Here is a 17,602-nt window from a genome sequence, read left to right on the forward strand (position 1 = left end):
TAAATCAGCGTAAAGGTTTTAATAGACATAGATGGGTCGTTAGCTCAGTCGGTAGAGCAGTTGGCTTTTAACCAATTGGTCGAAGGTTCGAATCCTTCACGACCCACCACTCAATCAACAGTTTTGCCTGTTAGATGAGTGTACTCTCAAATCATCGCAGTACCTCAACGGGTCGTTAGCTCAGTCGGTAGAGCAGTTGGCTTTTAACCAATTGGTCGAAGGTTCGAATCCTTCACGACCCACCATTGATTATTCCCTCTGATTTATAAAACTACTCCTTAAATACAAGCAATGAGTTTAGTCACTTTCCATTAGCTTCATTCGCCTACAGTATATTGATAAGATACTATTTGATTTGATATTGCTCCTGTAATGTGTGCGTTAAAAACGAAAAAGGAGACCTTAGGTCTCCTTTAGTATTAAGTTAATCAACTACATGTTCAGTTTAATCTAGCAGATTATTATCGCGAACATATTGTTCAAAGTCTGTGCAACCACCTACATGTTTCTCATCAACGAAGATTTGCGGTACGGTTTCAACTGGCTTGCCTACAGTTTTCTCTAAATCTGCCTTAGAAATGCCTTCAGCGTGGATATCGATATATCTGAACTTGAAGTCATCACGTTTTTCAACGAGTTGCTCAGATAATTGCACCGCACGAACGCAATAAGGGCAGCCTGGACGGCCAAAAATAACAACGAACATAATAGCTCCTTAGGATTACTTTAGTCGTTTTATACCATAGGCCTAAGTGAATTGATAATCTGAGCCCAGTTTATTTTCAGTTTGATAGCGGCCTTGATAATCAAAATAGCTTTCGAGTAGATCCCAGCCTTTTTTATGCTTCTTTAGTAGTAAGAGATCGGGCATGCGGAATTTATCTGCATCACTGATTAACTCTGCCACTTTAGTGTACTTTTTCGGTTTTAACCCCGGCGTACGGCTATGGGGAAAGATGAATAACGCATATAAGGCTCGCCACTGGGCCGGAGTTTGCAATTTAAAGTGGCGATTAAATTCATTGCCGTCGATATCGAGATACAGGACCTTAAGATTGCCGTCATCATCAATAAGCATCATATGTTGGCAGCGAAATAAATGATGGTGCTGTTTATTGAGCACTTGGCGTAGGCGTTTATCGGGATCGATGAGAGTAGATTGGCAGTGATGACAAATGCGCGCCGCGATATCGTTCTCTTCGCCGCAATCGGGGCAAGATTTAGATCTAAAGCGAAAGTCGCATTGCTGCTTTATACCTTGCTGTTCGACAATGCCCTGACAGCGGCGACCAAAATGTTCGATGATGTGGCCATCGTCGTCCGTGAGTCCCCAGAAAATATTGGCAAAATCGCACACTGGGCAATGCACTTGTACTGGTACCGATTTACTGTTGGGTTTGACTTGGCCGACTTCGGGAAAATACAAGTCATAACCGTTAGCAGCATAATCGATGATAAGACAATCTTTTTTGCCTTCAGCGATTCGCAATCCACGGCCGATCATTTGTTGAAACAGACTGACTGAGGCGGTAGGGCGCAAAATGGCAATCAAATCCACATGGGGTGCATCGAAGCCTGTGGTCAAGACTGCGACGTTTACCAAAAACTTGAGCTCTTGGGCTTTAAAGCGTTCGATTAAGCTGTCACGCTCATTATCCGGCGTTTGCGCGGTGATCATAGCGCTCTGTGCGCGGTGCTCTTTGCTCAACAGGGCAAAAATTTCTTTAGCATGGCGCACTGTCGCAGCAAAGATAATAATGCCTTTTCTGTGGTCACTCAGCTCGATAAGCTGTTTGACTATCGCTGTGGTTGCGCGGCCATAATGATTAAGTAAGTCATTGACTTTGGCTTCGGGGTATTCGCCACTGTCATTGGGTTTGAGTTGGCTAAAGTCGTATTGAGCGCTGAGACCATCGAACAGTGTTGGCGCTGTCAGATAACCTTGTTTGATCAGCGGTCTGATCGGCAGTTCAAAAACACAATGTTCGAATACGCCGTGTTCGGGCGAGCCGATTTTACCGTGATAATGCTGCTTATAAATCCAACCGGTGCCAAGACGATATGGCGTAGCGGTGAGACCCAGCAAGCGTAGTTGTGGATTTTGTTGGCGTAAATGCGTGAGCACTTGCTGATACTGGCTGGTTTTCTCGAGGCTTACCCTGTGGCACTCATCTATGATGACTAACGAGAAGGGCTGATCAAATTGCGTTAATGCCCTTGCAGCCGATTGAATACTGGCGACCACGGTTTTGCCATCGGCGGCTTTTTGATTAAGTCCTGCAGCATAGATACTGGCCTCTGCCGTGAGTAAACCGACTTTTTCGGCATTTTGCGCAACTAACTCTTTGACATGGGTAAGTACTAGCACTCGCCCTTTAGCAACTCGCGCCAGTTCGGCGATAACGATACTTTTACCTGCGCCAGTGGGCAAGACGAGTACTGCTGAAGCTGTGCTTTGCCTAAAATGTTGAATGGCGGCATTGACTGCTTGCTGTTGGTAGTCACGGAGTTTAACTGACACGCTGATGAACAAATCTATGCTGAAAAAGGTGAAGTGGCAAGCTTAACACACTCATTAAAAAAAATGCCCCTTGGTTGGAGGGGCAAGCAAGAGAAAGGGGCAATCGGGCTCTTTCTCAACAGGGTTTAATCTTACTAAAGGCGACAAGTTAAATAGATTGCGCTTAATCTACGCCAATGTAGATTAAGCGCGTGTGTATAGGTTTACTCTGTACGATTTAAACGGGTTTCAATCAAGGTTTCGATAACCGCAGGATCGGCCAACGTTGACGCATCACCTAAATTGGTCACTTCGTTGGCGGCAATCTTACGCAGGAAGCGGCGCATAATTTTACCTGAACGGGTTTTAGGTAATCCGGTTGCCCATTGGATCAGGTCCGGTGTCGCTAATGCGCCAATTTCTTTACGCACCCATTGACGCAGTTCTTGGCGTAGCTCTTCGGTTTCTTCGGTACCACGGGTCAAGGTGACATAAGCATAAATACCTTGTCCTTTAATATCATGTGGATAGCCAACAACTGCCGCTTCAGCAACGAGCTCGTGCGATACTAATGCACTTTCCACTTCTGCGGTCCCTAAACGGTGGCCAGAGACGTTAATGACATCGTCAACACGCCCCGTGATCCAGTAGTAACCGTCTTCATCGCGGCGGGCACCATCACCGGTGAAATACATGCCGCGAAAGGTTTTAAAGTAGGTTAATACAAATCTGTCATGGTCGCCAAATACTGTGCGCATTTGGCCTGGCCATGAGTCGAGTAATACTAAGTTACCTTCAAGTGCACCCTCTAAAATGTTACCCATATTGTCTACTAGGGCGGGCTGAACACCAAAAAATGGGCGGGTTGCTGAACCTGGTTTAGTGTCAGTTGCACCGGGGAGTGGCGTGATTAAAATACCGCCAGTTTCGGTTTGCCACCAAGTGTCGACGATTGGGCAATGCTCGTGGCCAATGACCTCGTGATACCAACGCCATGCTTCTGGGTTGATAGGTTCGCCAACTGAGCCCATGATCCGTAGTGTGCTGCCATCGAACTTATCAAAATGCTGTTTGCCTTCGGCCATTAATGCACGGATCAACGTCGGTGCGGTGTAAAGGATATTGACCTTATGACGGTCAATCATTTCACCAAGGCGAGCAGGGCTTGGATGATTGGGGACGCCTTCATGGATAAGCACTGTGGCACCATTGGCGAGCGGGCCATATACCATATATGAGTGACCCGTGATCCAACCTACGTCAGCCGTACACCAGTAAACTTCCCCAGCTTTATAATCAAAGACATATTCATGGGTCATTGAGGCGTACACCATATAACCCCCAGTGGTATGCAAAACACCTTTAGGGTTACCGGTAGAGCCTGAAGTGTAGAGTAAAAAGAGCGGGTCTTCGGCGCCCATTTCCTCTGCTTGGCAATACTCTGATGCGGTCTCGAGTAATGTATGCCACCAAACGTCACGGCCTTCAACCCAGTCGACTTTGCCGCCAGTGCGTTTAAGTACAATGACTTTTTCTACGCTAGTCACATCGGGATGCTTAAGGGCATCATCGATATTGCGTTTAAGCGGAATAGCCCGTCCGCCACGCATCCCCTCATCAGAGGTGATCACCACTTTTGATTTGCCATCAATAACGCGAGAGGCAATTGAATCCGGTGAGAAACCACCAAATACCACAGAGTGAACAGCACCAATTCGGGCACAGGCAAGCATTGCAACGGCGGCTTCTGGCACCATTGGCATATAAATTGTGACTATGTCACCACGGCGCACGCCTTGACTGCGAAGCGCGTTGGCAAATTTACACACTTGAGTGTACAGCTCGCCATAGGTAATTTTACGCTGTTCATTGGCGTTATCACCTTCCCATATAATGGCAACACGGTCACTGTGTTCACTAAGGTGGCGATCAAGACAGTTGGCTGATGCGTTTAGTGTGCCGTCATAGAACCAGTTGATTGACAGATTATGATCGTCAAAAGAGGTTTTTTTGATTTTAGTATAGGGTTTTATCCAATCAATACGTTTGCCGTGCTCTCTCCAGAAACCCTCTGGGTTGACAATCGACTCTTGGTACATTTTTTTATATTGTTCGTTATTTACAAGTGCATTGGCAGCGATATTGCCGGAGACTTTGTAGAGAGACTGCGAGCTCATAGGGCTTCCCTTTAAAAAATTGCGTGGTCTGAGTATGGTATGCAAGGGGGCGGCAACTCCATTAGACCTTGGTCTAGTTTTAAAATTTCCTTTATATTTAGTCTGTTGCACTCTAAAATCTGGCTAGATTTCAGCCATTATTTATCGCACAATAATGGGAAAAAAGAGCAAAGTATGAATTTAACCTTAGTCGTTTCCGTCATTGCTGTTTGTTATGTATCACTTTTATTCCTGTTAGCTTGGGGAGCGGAGCGTTGGTTTAGCGGTGTGACTAAAAAGTTGCAGGTTGTGATTTATGGTCTTAGCCTTGCCGTTTATTGCTCGTCATGGAGTTTTTTGGGGACTGTTGGGCAATCAGCTAAGGATCTTTGGTCTTTTTTACCCATTTTTATCGGCCCGATCCTGATCTTTACTCTGGGTTTTGGCATGCTGCGCAAAATGGTATTAGTGTCTAAGGCACAAAATATTACCTCTGTTGCTGATTTTATTGCCGCACGTTATGGAAAATCCCAAACCCTTGCAGCCTTAGTTACCTTGATTGCACTGTTTGGCATCATGCCTTATATAGCCTTACAACTTAAGGCCATGGTTTTTAGCCTGAATTTATTTCAGCCTGCTGACGATCCCCTTGATGGTGTGATCATTTCGTTATTGATCACCGCATTACTTGCCATTTTTGCCATTTTATTTGGTACCCGAAAACTCGATGCAACTGAACATAATCCCGGCATGATGTTGGCGATAGCCTTTGAGTCTCTCGTTAAACTTGCGGCTTTTCTGTTAGTTGGGATTGTCATTAGCTTTGGGGTGTTCGATGGTTTTGGTGATATCTGGCAGCAGGCAAGTGCCAAGTCATTAATCAATAACCCCAATCCGCGTATTGAAGCTTTAATGCCTGAGCTATTAGTGGGCATGGCTGCATTCCTGTGTATGCCAAGGCAGTTCCATGTCATGGTCGTTGAATGTGCCGATGAGTCCGTTTTATCAAAGGGGCGTTGGTTATTTCCCTTGTACTTAGCCTTATTCGGCTTATTTGTTGGGCCACTGGCCCTCGCTGGTCAATTGATCTTAGGGGATTCGGTTGCCGCCGATACCTATGTGATCAATTTGCCGCTCGCTTTAGATCAACCGCTGCTTGCCGTGATTGCACTGCTAGGCACTTTATCTGCGGCTACAGGAATGGTAATAGTGGCTGTGGTAACCATCAGCGTCATGGTCAGTAATGAATGGCTAGTGCCCGTAATGCTACGCGCTGGGCATATTCGTGAGAAAAATTTCAGCCAATTTTCCCAAATGCTGCTCAATGTGCGTCGGTTAGCCATCATCATCATCCTTGGTTTGGGCTACTGCAGTTACTTGGCGCTGGCAGACAGTGACTCTCTATCTCACTTAGGTATGTTGTCCTTTGGTGCTTTTGCCCAGCTAGCGCCAGCCCTAGTGGGGGGGCTTTATTGGAAACATGGTAATCGTGCTGGGGTTTTTTTAGGGTTAGGAGTGGGTTTTATCCTATGGTTTTATCTTATGCTCCAAGGTATTACGGATACTCAAAGTGCTGGAGCACTGGCCTCAAACCATTTGGAGCTGACTAATGCGATTAAGCCTAATGTACGTGATGCGTTAACGGCATTATTCGCCAATATTGCCTGCTATGTGCTTGGTTCTATTTGGTTTAGAGCAGGGGTTGCAGAACGGATCCAAGCCAGTGCTTTTGTGAGCCCTGGTAAGCTAAAAAATAATGCCAATAAAAAAAATGGGCCAATTTCACAGCAGGATTTATTGATCCTTGCTAGTCGCTTTGTTAGTCCAACCCGTGCCTATGAGAGTTTTACTCGTTTCTCTAGTGATGCTGTTAAAAGTGATAGTTGGCATAAGGCTGCACCTCCTGCGCTTATTTCCCACACTGAGCGTTTACTTGCCAGCGTACTGGGTGCATCAAGTGCGTCTCTGGTGATGGATTCTGTGCTGCAAGGTCGCGATCTCGCTCTGGATGAAGTGTTTAGTCTTGTCGATGAAGCGTCATCAAAAATTATGCTCAGCCAAGATATGTTGCGCGGTGCGATTGAGCATGCCTATGAGGGGATGAGTGTTATTGATAGCGATCTTAACCTCGTGGCTTGGAATTATAAATATGTAGAGCTTTATCAATATCCAGAAGGTTTTTTACAGCAGGGAATGCCCATCAGCGAAGTGATCCGCTTTAACGCTGCACGGGGCTATTGTGGGCAAGGGGATATTGAATTACAGGTTGAAAAGCGGGTACAACACATGCGTAATGGCACTCCGCATACCTCAGAGCGATATCGTAAAGACGGAAAGGTCATTAAAATTCAAGGGAATCCCATGCCAGATGGCGGGTTTGTCATGACCTTTACCGATATTACTCAATACCGTAAGCAGGAGCGTGCTTTACTCGAAGCCAACGAAACCCTTGAGAGCAGAGTTAAAGAGCGCACCTTTGAGCTTGCAATGTTAAACAGCGAATTGCTAGAAGCTAAAGCCCAAGAAGAAATGGCGAATGCGTCTAAGAGCCGTTTTCTGGCCGCAGTTGGTCACGACTTGATGCAACCCTTAAATGCGGCGCGATTATTTACCGCATCTTTATCCCAATATCCAAACTTAGACCGAGAGGCGCGCACTACTTTATCCCATGTTAATAGTTCGCTGAAAATTGCCGGCGAACTGCTCACCGATTTGTTAGATATCTCTAAGCTCGATTCGGGGATGGTGGATGTAAACCGTCGTGACTTTGCGATATCTGAGCTGCTTAATGGTTTGTCCGTCGAATTTGAGGCTATGGCGGGGGATAATCAGATCCGCTTTAAGATGTTGCCTTGTAGCGCCACAGTGAACTCCGATCCATCACTCCTTAGGCGAGTGCTGCAAAACTTTTTAACCAATGCTTATCGCTATGCCCGTGGTGGTCGGGTACTTTTTGGTTGCCGTCACCGTGGTCGCGAGCTTGAAATTCAAGTATTAGATACAGGTTGCGGAATCGATGAACGTGAAACCCAAGAGATTTTTAAGGAGTTTAAACGGTTAAATAACCCTAAAAGTAACAGTGTTAGTGGCTTAGGTTTAGGGTTAGCGATTGCAGATAGGATCAGTAAAGTGCTAGAGCACAGTATTTATGTGTCATCACAACTAGGCCGAGGCTCAGTGTTTTCGATTAGAGTGCCTTTAGGTGAAACCGTGCGCCAGCCACAGGTCAAAGCTTTGCCATCATTATTACAACCCTTATCCGGTATTAAAGTTTTATGTATCGATAATGAGGAGGCCATTTTAGCGGGTTTAGAAAGTCTATTGAGCCGTTGGCAGTGCGAAGTTATCTGCGCCAAGGATTTATCGGATGCCAGAATTAAGCTTGGTCTGAAAGGCATTGCCCCAGATATAGTCTTAGCGGATTTTCATTTGGATGACGGGCAAAATGGCGTCGATGCGATGGACGGTATTCGTGCCTTGTATGGGCAAGATTTACCCGGTATTTTGATCACGGCTAACACCCGTAAGGAGCTGGTTGAAGATGTACAGCGCCGCGGTTATCACTATATGGCGAAAATGATTAAGCCTGCGGCACTGCGAGCCTTGATTTCAAGCCTTGTGAAATCTGTTTGATGGCGTTATGTTTATGACAGACTATTGTTAAATCTTAAATACTGCCAATTTGCTGTTTAAATTCAGTGATAGTTCCGCTAACGTCTCACTTTCTTGCGCAAGATAGGTGGCCGATTCGGAGACCTCCAAGGCAGAATTATTGATACCGCATACATTCCGATTCATATCCTCCGCGACCACACTTTGCTCTTCGGCGGCTGTGGCTATTTGGGTTGCCATATCACTAACATGTTTGATATGGGTGACAATTAAGGATAAATCATTTCCTGCTTTTGTAGATTGTTCGACGCTTTTTTCTGCGAGCTCTCGACTTTGATCCATGGCATTGGCTGCATTGACGGCCCGTTGTTGCAGTCGTGAAATCGTGTCTTGAATTTCTTCAGTTGATTGCCTTGTGCGACTTGCGAGTTGCCTGACTTCATCTGCAACAACCGCAAATCCTCGACCTTGCTCACCAGCGCGGGCGGCTTCAATCGCGGCATTTAATGCAAGTAAGTTTGTTTGATCCGAAATGGAGCTGATCACCGAGGTGACTTCACTTATCTGCATGATTTCTTCTTTTAATTTATTCACTTGGGTGGTTGCTTGTTCAACCTCAGTAGCAAGGGCATGAATGCCATCAACACTTGCATGGACATCTTTATTGCCAAGTCCCGCCTCCCAAGTGGCCTGTTTGGTATCTTTTGCCGTGCTTTCAGCATTATTGGCCACATCGGCAATAGTGGCACTCATTTCATTCATTGCGGTCGCTAGTTGAGCGAGTTGATCCCGTTGACTATTGACAGCTTGGTTGGTTTCTTCTGCGGTTGAGGCGATCCGAGCTGAAGCCTGTGCGACATTATCAGCACCTTTGCTTGCCTCACCAAGAGCACTGCGGATCGCGCCCATGCTTCGGTTTATATTCTGGGATAGGTTACTGAGTTCATCTGTCCCATAAATTTTTAGCTGTATGGTTAAATCCCCTTGGGCAATACCTTGCATCGCTTGGTTTACATCGTCGACTGAACGAATGATGGAATGGCTAATCACATAACCTAGCCAAGCCATAAATAGGATAAGTACAAAGGTGGTACTTCCCATGATGAGATATTCTCGCCAAATAGTGTCTTCGATATCTTGGAGTAACATTCCAGAGCCTAAAATCCACCCCCAAGGTTTAAATCCTATAACGAGTGACATTTTTTGTGCAGCATCCCCTGATGCGGTCACCCATTGGTACTGTAATACGCCATGCTGCCCATCTCGGCCGAGTTCTACCATTTTAAACCAGTAATTTTCCTTGCCCTGATCCCCCATCTGTTGTCCAGCCAGTTCTTTTCTTATGGGGTGGACAACGACGCGCCGTGACTCATCAAGGACAAAAATATAGTTTTCTCCATCAAAGCGCATATCGTTCAACATCTCCTTCGCAGCTTGCTGAGCTTGCTCCATCGGAAGTGATTGCGCTAGGGCTTGAATACGGCTCATTGCCAAGGTTAATACGGCATTAAGTCGTGCCTCTCTTTCCGCCATCAGATTGTGTTTAAGTGCTGAGGCTGAAAGGAGCAGTAAGATTAAGGTGCCAGTAAGGGCTACAAATAATGGGAGGGCGAGTTTTCGGTTAATGCTGATGTTAGCAAGTTTTAACATGTGATCTCCTTGTCTTTTTATCGCGGCTAAGCTATTCCTCAGCTTTTGTAGTTACAGGAAATATCAGGGAAAGGGCAACTTAAAGTGAGCGATATAAGCATTGCCATATTTACCAAATTTTCCAGTTAACGAGCAAAATAAACACCGCAAACGTCAGTCTATTAGTCACAAGTGTGAGCAAGGTTGCAATTGCAACCTTTCACATAGCCAATAAGGTTATCGTTATTTAGGGATTAACCATGGCTGATCAATTGTTTGCTTTTATTTGAGATATTTTGGGGCTTGCTTTGTGGCGCAATTGTTGCTGCAACTTGCTTCATTGCCTGGGTGAGTTGGCTTAATTGCATCGCGCTAATGACATAAGGGGGCATAATATAAATCAGGTGTGAGAAAGGGCGGATCCAAACCCCTAAATCGACAAATTGCTGTTGCAGTGCTGCAGTATTGACAGGCTCATGCATTTCCAACACCCCAATGGCACCAAGGATACGTACCTCTTTAACACTAGGAATTTCAATAGCATCCTTAAGCTCTGTACGCATTTGTTGTTCAATTGCTGCGACCTGACTCTGCCATTCATTACGATTGATTAGATCAAGGCTTGCACAGGCTGCCGCGCAGGCGAGTGGATTTCCCATAAAGGTGGGACCATGCATAAATACGCCAGCGGGGGATTGGCTTATCCCGTGAGCTACTTCATCTGTACATAGGGTTGCAGCTAGGCTGATATACCCCCCCGTTAATGCTTTACCTAAACATAAGATATCGGGTGTGATGTTGGCGTGTTCGTAGGCAAATAGTTTACCTGTGCGGCCAAAGCCAGTGGCAATTTCATCCAAAATCAACAGTACGTTGAACTTATCACACAGGGCACGAAGGCCTGTTAAATACTCTGCACTGTAGAAACGCATACCGCCAGCGCCTTGCATGATGGGCTCGATAATCACTGCAGCAATATCATTATGGTGCGTACTTAAGGTGTTACGCATTGCGGTTAAGTCATCCGCTTGTAAAGTTTTGCCAAAGGCGGTTTGTGGCGCGGGCACAAAAGATTGCTTAGTTACCGTATCGCCAAACATGGTATGCATGCCACCCTCGGGATCGCACACACTCATGGCGCCAAAGGTATCGCCGTGGTAACCCTTTTTAACAGTAAGAATGCGTTGCTTCTGAGGTTTATCCTGACCTTGCCAATATTGCAGTGCCATCTTGATGGCAACTTCGACCGCAATGGAGCCTGAGTCGCATAAAAAGACTTTTGTTAGCGGCTCACAGGTCATGGTAATGAGCTTTTTACAAAGCTCAATGGCGGGTTTGTGGGTAATGCCGCCAAACATCACATGGCTTAGTTGATGTAACTGCTTTTCCATTGCACTCAATATTTCTGGATGGGCATAACCGTGGACGCATGCCCACCATGAACTTGTACCATCGATAAGTTTACGGCCATCGACTAATTCTAACTCGCAGCCTTTAGCACTATGCACGCCAAAAACAGGAAGGGAGCGGGTCATGGAAGTGTAAGGATGCCAAATATGGGCACTGTCAAAGTCAAAATCGAGTAAATTACGCATAATAGCTCACAGTGTTGGTGGTAAAATCGCCAATAGTAAACCTGCCTCACTGGTTGGCGTTGACAGTTTAAGGGCTGAGGTTATCCTAGCCAAGATAAAATACAGCATAAAAGGGTGTTTAATGTCGCAGTTGCAAGTTCGTCATGATTGGAAGCGGGAAGAAATCGAAGCCTTATTTGCGCTGCCGATGAATGACTTATTATTTAAAGCCCACAGTATTCACCGTGAGGTATACGATCCCAATGAAGTGCAAATCAGCCGTTTGCTATCGATTAAAACGGGCGCTTGCCCTGAAGATTGTAAGTACTGCCCACAAAGTGCGCGTTATGATACTGGTCTTGAGAAAGAACGACTACTTGCGATGGAAACAGTACTGACGGAGGCCCGCAGTGCAAAAGCCGCTGGCGCTTCCCGTTTCTGCATGGGCGCCGCTTGGCGTAATCCCAAAGAAAAAGACATGCCGTACCTTAAGCAAATGGTGCAAGAGGTCAAAGCCTTAGGCATGGAAACCTGTATGACGCTTGGTATGTTATCCGCTGAACAAGCTGATGAGTTAGCGGGCGCGGGGTTAGACTATTACAATCACAATTTAGATACTTCGCCTGAATACTATGGCGATGTGATCACGACTCGCACCTATCAAAACCGTTTAGATACGCTAACCCATGTGCGCGCATCTGGCATGAAAGTCTGCTCTGGCGGGATTGTAGGTATGGGTGAAACGGCGACTGATCGCGCCGGATTATTGCAGCAATTAGCAAATTTGCCGCAGCATCCTGATTCTGTGCCCATCAATATGTTAGTCAAAGTGGCGGGTACGCCCTTTGAAAAACTGGATGATCTCGATCCATTAGAATTCGTACGTACTATTGCTGTAGCGCGTATCTTAATGCCGCTTTCTCGTGTGCGTTTATCTGCGGGCCGGGAAAATATGAGTGATGAGCTGCAGGCCATGTGCTTCTTTGCCGGCGCTAACTCCATCTTTTACGGTTGTAAGTTGTTAACCACACCTAATCCAGAAGAAAGCGATGATATGGGTTTATTCCGTCGTTTAGGATTACGTCCTGAGCAAGGCGCGGTTGCAACCCTTGATGATGAACAGGCTGTGCTTGCAAAAGCGGCTGCCCATCAAGATAAATCAACGGCGCAGTTCTATGATGCTGCGGCGCTGTAATTAAATGAGCTCTTCGCTCGAAGCTAAAATTGCTGCCCGTCAAAGGGCCTTGTTTGAGCAAGGACTGCTGAGACAACGCAAAGCCTTATGCACGGATACTTTATGCACGGATCGCATAGTGGACTTAAGTCCTCGATTTTTATTCGAGGGGTGTAGTTATCTTAATTTCAGCAGCAACGATTATTTAGGCTTATCCCGTAACCCCGCGTTGATTGAGGCGCTACATACTGCTGCACTGCAATATGGGGTAGGCAGCGGCGCATCACCACTAGTGACAGGTTACAGTGAGGCGCATTTTGCCCTTGAGCAAAGGCTTGGTGAACTTACAGGCCACCAAGCGGCGTTGCTCTTTAGTTCAGGCTTTAGTGCGAATACTGCCTTAATGAAAACCCTGTTTGATAAGCAGGATGTGGTTGTTGCCGATAAGCTTGTGCATGCCTCTATTATTGATGGTTTGCGTGATAGTGGCACCGACCTTAAGCGTTTCTTACATAATTCCCTTGAGAGCGCGCAGCGGCTTCTTAGCCGTAACTCAATATCGGCGCTTATCACTGAAAGCGTATTTAGTATGGATGGGGATTGTGCACCTATCGCCGCATTATCGGCACTCTGCCGTCAGCATAATGCTTGGTTGATAGTCGATGATGCCCATGGTTTTGGTGTACTGCCCGGGTTTGATGGTGGCAAAGCCGCCGAACTTATGGATGTGCAAGTGGTGACTTTTGGTAAGGCCTTAGGTTGTCAGGGCGCAGCCATTCTAGGCAGCCAATCCTTGATCGATTTTTTGGTGAGTAATGCCCGTGAATATATTTATTCCACGGCACTTTCGCCCGTAAATGCAGCGCTGGCATTGGCCGCAACTGAGCACTGTGTTGCACACCCTGAACTGCGGCTAAAGCTTCTTGAAAATATTCAATTATTTAAACAGTTATGCCTTGAGGCCAAGGTGCCGTTACTCGGTTCAGATACCGCCATTCAGCCAGTGATCATCGGCGATACCCAGCAAACCTTAAGGATTGCTGCTGCACTAAAGGCGATGGGGATCTGGGTGGGAGCAATTCGTCCACCCACTGTGCCTGTCGGATCGGCGCGGCTGCGTATTACCTTAAGCGCATCCCACAATGCCAGTGATATTGCCTATTGTGTCAATGCACTTGCTCAAGTGCTGGGTGATGCTCATCTGCCTTCGGTCAGCGAGCGTGAACGCCTAGAGTAATCTCGTTTGAGCGATGTTATCTTTTATGCGGGTTCGTTGTCGTTTATGACGAAAGCCTATTTTTCGGGTCTACTCTGATAAGTACACCAATATGAATATCGAGAGTGAATGCCGGTGGTAAACGCAGAATGTGAGTTATTATGGGCCTAATCGAGTCGAGTGAACTTAAATCTACAGGGGATATCCAAGCTCCGTCTATTGCCGAGCGTTTTTCTGCTGCCGCCCATAGCTATCAAGATCATAACAAGTTACAGCGCCTGAGTGCTGCGAGTTTACTGGCAGGCTTTATTGCTAAAGGCAATCTTTTAGATATTGGTGCGGGACCAGGAACTCGGTTTGAAACCCCACAAACGGCGATCACTATGCCTAAGGTATTTGCGCTAGATATTGCTCTGGGGATGCTACACAAACTCAAACAGACTTATCCTCATTACCAAAGTGTTTGTGCCGATGCGGCGCAATTACCCTTTGGTGATGGCACTATGGATAGCATCTATTCGAATCTTGCGTTGCAATGGTGCGCAGATTTTCCGGCTGTGGTTGCCGAAATGGCACGGGTGTTAAAGCCAAGTGGTGAGTGCCATTTAGCGATTGTTGCCGACGGTAGTCTAAAGCAATTGTCAGCCTTAGGCTTACGAGTTAATGTATTTTCTCCCATGGATGAGTTAATCAGTGCCTTTTATCTTGAACAATGGCAGCTACTTGAGCTTAAGTTAGTGCCAATGACAGTGCACTTTGATACCCTCAAAGCACTGCTTTATTCCATTAAAGGCGTTGGAGCTTCCGTTCAATCCCACAGTTTTAGCGCATTGCGACATGATGAAATATTTAGGCTTCGCGGTCGCAAAGATTGGCAAGCGCTAGCTTTACGTGCCGAAACCTTGCGCCAATCTCAGGGCTTACCTTTAACCTATCAAATTGCGCAAATTCGTGCGCGTCGATTAGTTTAAACAAACCGGATAAGTGCGTAGTTCAATAAAGGATTAAATATGTTTTTTGTCACCGGTACAGATACAGACAGTGGTAAAACTTTGGTTTCATCGGCGCTATTAACCGCTGTAAATCGTTTAGGTAACATAGCCCATGCTGACTCAGCTGTGAGTATTCTTGCATCTAACACTATGTCTACGTTAGGCGTTAAGCCCATCGCCTCGGGCTGTGCGCAAACCTCAGAAGGCTTACGTAATGCCGATGCGTTGCAGTTGATGACATCATCGTCGCTAAAACTCGCTTATCCCGTCATCAACCCTTTTACCTTCGAACCTGCCATTGCGCCGCATATTGCTGCCGCCCAAGTGGGCGTGAGTTTAGCGCCTGAGGTTATTATCGAAAGTTTAGATCTAGCGGCATTTGCCCAAGCGGATTTTTGCTTGATTGAGGGGGCGGGTGGTTGGCGTTTACCCTTAGGCGAGGGTAGGTATTTATCGGAAGTAGTACAGAGATTAGAATTGCCAGTGATCCTTGTGGTAGGCATGAAACTGGGCTGCTTGAATCACGCGCTGCTTACCCAAGAGGCGATACTGGCCGATGGACTTAAGATTGCGGGCTGGGTAGCCAATTGCGTTGATCCAAACATGAGTATGCTTGAGGAAAATTTGGCGAGCCTTAAAGAGATGATGTCATCACCTTTCCTTGGGAGTGTGCCTTTTCTCGAGGAACCTACGGCTGACAATGCCGCGAATTTTTTACATTGTGAACTATTGGAGCAACTATTCCTAAATCGCTGTTGCGAATAGTAGACACCTAAGCCAATATCAAATGCAGACTCGCATAACCCAATCCGTGGTCTATGGCGCGAAGGGACTCATTTTAAAATACTTATTGAGATCGGTTTACTGTGGAAGGTTGTCGCATAATGAGGAGCACTTACTTTAGGGATGATGCTCAAGGTCGATAAAATAATAGTATTATTTAGAATTGATTTAAATACAGAGTTGATTAGGGTTTAATAATTGTTGTCATTATGCTTAATTATTCCAACTTAGCTCTATAGCCAAGAGTAAATGCAATATCTGTACTGTTATCCATGTTGAGAAAATTTTCAATAATAGTAAATTCAACTGCGCTATTATCTAGATAATATCGATAACCAAGTAACACTTCATTGGATGATTTTGAAAAATCATTATCTGTTTCGAGTACACCCTGATAATGATGAACTTCAATCAACAAACCATGACGTTCTACTTGATACTCATAGCTTAATCCATACATCAAGGCATAATCGTTATAGGAAATATCCGTTAATACCTCTTCATCTTGCCTAAAACTAATGCCAAGGGTTGAATGAAAGTGATGTCTATTATGGCGATAGCTGTAATTAAGCTGTAATGCCTGTTCGAAGTTGTTATTTGCGAAAGGGCCTGAATCTACAGTGTTATAATATAAACTACCGCCAATAGAGAGGCCGTGAGATGCATTTTGAAATAGTTGATACCCCAGATAAAGGTTAAATGCATTATTTAATGTTTCACCAGAAAACTCGGTTTGATGAATGCCATCACTGGAAAATATCTGGTTTTGGTGTTTCGCTGTATCTCCTCTACCATTTTGGCTATAGCCGAGGGCATCGTGGAACCAGACAGTGACAGAATCGAGGTGGTTATCAGCGCTAAAACGCCATTGATAATTTGCATCGAGCATCCAGTTGTCACTGAACTGCCATTGCAAGCCAGCGCTAAGGGTGTTGTGATAATAGTCGGCGAAGTAGTCATCAGTTTCAGCCCAAACGCTTGCTGCGGTTGCTGAAATATATAATTCCTTTTGTCCATTTGCTAATGCAAAACCAGATCGCAATAAAGGTGTTAGACTCGCAGTTTGGGCTGGTGATTGGGCATAAACTCGCAATGGTCCATAATCGCTAAATGTGGTGTATGTAGCGAATGCATTAGGTGCTGATACCACAAAAAGAAGCAATATTAATCGAATAGAAAGAGGTGACATAACTAACAAATATCCATTTATAAAAGTGTTAATAACATAATGCTGATATTGATATTTAATATATTATCGAAATATTTGATTGGCTTTTTTAGATTTATATACAATTTTAAAAAGTTAAATATAATTAAATATTACAATATGACATGGGAAAGTAATACTAATCCAAGCCAAACGAGTCTAGCTATAAATGGTAGGCAGATGAGTATAAATAGTATAGATAATAATGTTAGTGATGTTGTAGATTTGAAAATGTGGACAATGCTAAGGTGTGGCAGCTTCATAGCGGATTCTCTAGCATGTTGATTCAAAATTAGAAAATTTTTTATTGACACAAGATGAAATACACGTATTAAGCGAAGATGGTCCAATAGTACCTTTATACTAAAGGTGAGTAAATGCAGTGCGTAGAGAAAGTTCCCATTTTGAGGAGAGCATTTATGGAACTGAGAATTCATGTTTTTGTTAGTGCTAAATAACCATTTACATGTATTTACTCATTAGCTAGTGATATAGCCATTCCTATTATTAATTGTATTATCTTTTAGATTCAATAGATTAGTTGGCTGGCAGGTTTTCTTTTGATGAAAAAGCCAGCAGATGCTGGCTTTTCATTTCAGTGTTCGTCATGTCATGGGTGATGATATGACTAAACCTTATAGCTTAGAACGAGGCTGTTCATAATTCTGTGTCAGGTTAATTTCACAGATCGATATGGTTTTCTAAGCGCCCCTCAAAATGGATTGAGAGCTGTGATAGCGTCAAATTCCAATTTTGGAT

At 45.1% G+C, this 17,602-nt stretch carries 11 protein-coding genes and 2 tRNA genes; 7 read left to right on the plus strand and 6 right to left on the minus strand.

Going from position 1 to position 17,602, the window contains the following annotated elements:
- Nucleotides 1-33 precede the first annotated feature (33 nt).
- Nucleotides 34-109 (plus strand) — tRNA-Lys (locus tag L2744_RS20160).
- A gap of 60 nt (nucleotides 110-169) precedes the next feature.
- Nucleotides 170-245 (plus strand) — tRNA-Lys (locus L2744_RS20165).
- Between the two features lie 200 nt (nucleotides 246-445).
- Here L2744_RS20165 and L2744_RS20170 read toward each other — a convergent pair.
- From L2744_RS20170 to acs, 3 genes are all read right to left on the minus strand, one after another.
- A complete protein-coding gene (locus L2744_RS20170; protein WP_248993562.1) occupies nucleotides 446-706 on the minus strand; it encodes a GrxA family glutaredoxin in 261 nt (86 codons plus the stop codon).
- A gap of 42 nt (nucleotides 707-748) precedes the next feature.
- Complete coding sequence (radD, locus tag L2744_RS20175; protein WP_248993563.1) at nucleotides 749-2,521, minus strand: DNA repair helicase RadD; 1,773 nt, start codon at nucleotides 2,519-2,521, stop codon at nucleotides 749-751.
- 203 nt (nucleotides 2,522-2,724) lie between these two features.
- Nucleotides 2,725-4,677 carry an acetate--CoA ligase gene (acs, locus tag L2744_RS20180; RefSeq protein WP_248993564.1) on the minus strand — a complete coding sequence of 651 codons (1,953 nt, stop codon included), beginning with the start codon at nucleotides 4,675-4,677 and terminating at the stop codon, nucleotides 2,725-2,727.
- A gap of 174 nt (nucleotides 4,678-4,851) precedes the next feature.
- Between acs and L2744_RS20185 the strand changes: the two genes are divergently transcribed.
- Nucleotides 4,852-8,289 carry a hybrid sensor histidine kinase/response regulator gene (locus L2744_RS20185; RefSeq protein ID WP_248993565.1) on the plus strand — a complete coding sequence of 1,146 codons (3,438 nt, stop codon included), beginning with the start codon at nucleotides 4,852-4,854 and terminating at the stop codon, nucleotides 8,287-8,289.
- A gap of 27 nt (nucleotides 8,290-8,316) precedes the next feature.
- On the opposite strand, the gene L2744_RS20190 is transcribed toward L2744_RS20185, so the two are convergent.
- Nucleotides 8,317-9,918 carry a methyl-accepting chemotaxis protein gene (locus L2744_RS20190; protein WP_248993566.1) on the minus strand — a complete coding sequence of 534 codons (1,602 nt, stop codon included), beginning with the start codon at nucleotides 9,916-9,918 and terminating at the stop codon, nucleotides 8,317-8,319.
- A 233-nt stretch (nucleotides 9,919-10,151) separates the two neighbouring features.
- Nucleotides 10,152-11,492: an adenosylmethionine--8-amino-7-oxononanoate transaminase gene (gene bioA / locus L2744_RS20195; RefSeq protein ID WP_248993567.1), complete on the minus strand. Its 1,341-nt coding sequence runs from the start codon at nucleotides 11,490-11,492 to the stop codon at nucleotides 10,152-10,154.
- 121 nt (nucleotides 11,493-11,613) lie between these two features.
- Here bioA and bioB point away from each other — a divergent pair, with 121 nt between their 5' ends.
- The 4 genes from bioB (at nucleotide 11,614) to bioD (ending at nucleotide 15,618) form a co-directional block, all read left to right on the plus strand.
- Nucleotides 11,614-12,666, plus strand: a complete 1,053-nt coding sequence (gene bioB, locus L2744_RS20200) for a biotin synthase BioB (RefSeq protein WP_248993568.1) — start codon at nucleotides 11,614-11,616, stop codon at nucleotides 12,664-12,666.
- 4 nt (nucleotides 12,667-12,670) lie between these two features.
- The gene (locus tag L2744_RS20205; RefSeq protein WP_248993569.1) at nucleotides 12,671-13,882 is read left to right on the plus strand and encodes an aminotransferase class I/II-fold pyridoxal phosphate-dependent enzyme; all 1,212 of its coding nucleotides are present in this window, start codon (nucleotides 12,671-12,673) and stop codon (nucleotides 13,880-13,882) included.
- A gap of 140 nt (nucleotides 13,883-14,022) precedes the next feature.
- Entirely contained in the window at nucleotides 14,023-14,832 is an 810-nt protein-coding gene (gene bioC / locus L2744_RS20210) for a malonyl-ACP O-methyltransferase BioC (RefSeq protein ID WP_248993570.1), read from the plus strand.
- 39 nt (nucleotides 14,833-14,871) lie between these two features.
- The gene (gene bioD, locus L2744_RS20215) at nucleotides 14,872-15,618 is read left to right on the plus strand and encodes a dethiobiotin synthase (RefSeq protein WP_248993571.1); all 747 of its coding nucleotides are present in this window, start codon (nucleotides 14,872-14,874) and stop codon (nucleotides 15,616-15,618) included.
- A 235-nt stretch (nucleotides 15,619-15,853) separates the two neighbouring features.
- On the opposite strand, the gene L2744_RS20220 is transcribed toward bioD, so the two are convergent.
- Nucleotides 15,854-16,825: a DUF3187 family protein gene (locus tag L2744_RS20220; RefSeq protein ID WP_248993572.1), complete on the minus strand. Its 972-nt coding sequence runs from the start codon at nucleotides 16,823-16,825 to the stop codon at nucleotides 15,854-15,856.
- Between the last annotated feature and the right edge of the window lie 777 nt (nucleotides 16,826-17,602).

Origin of the sequence: Shewanella profunda, assembly GCF_023283765.1 — a bacterium.
GTDB lineage: Bacteria > Pseudomonadota > Gammaproteobacteria > Enterobacterales > Shewanellaceae > Shewanella > Shewanella profunda.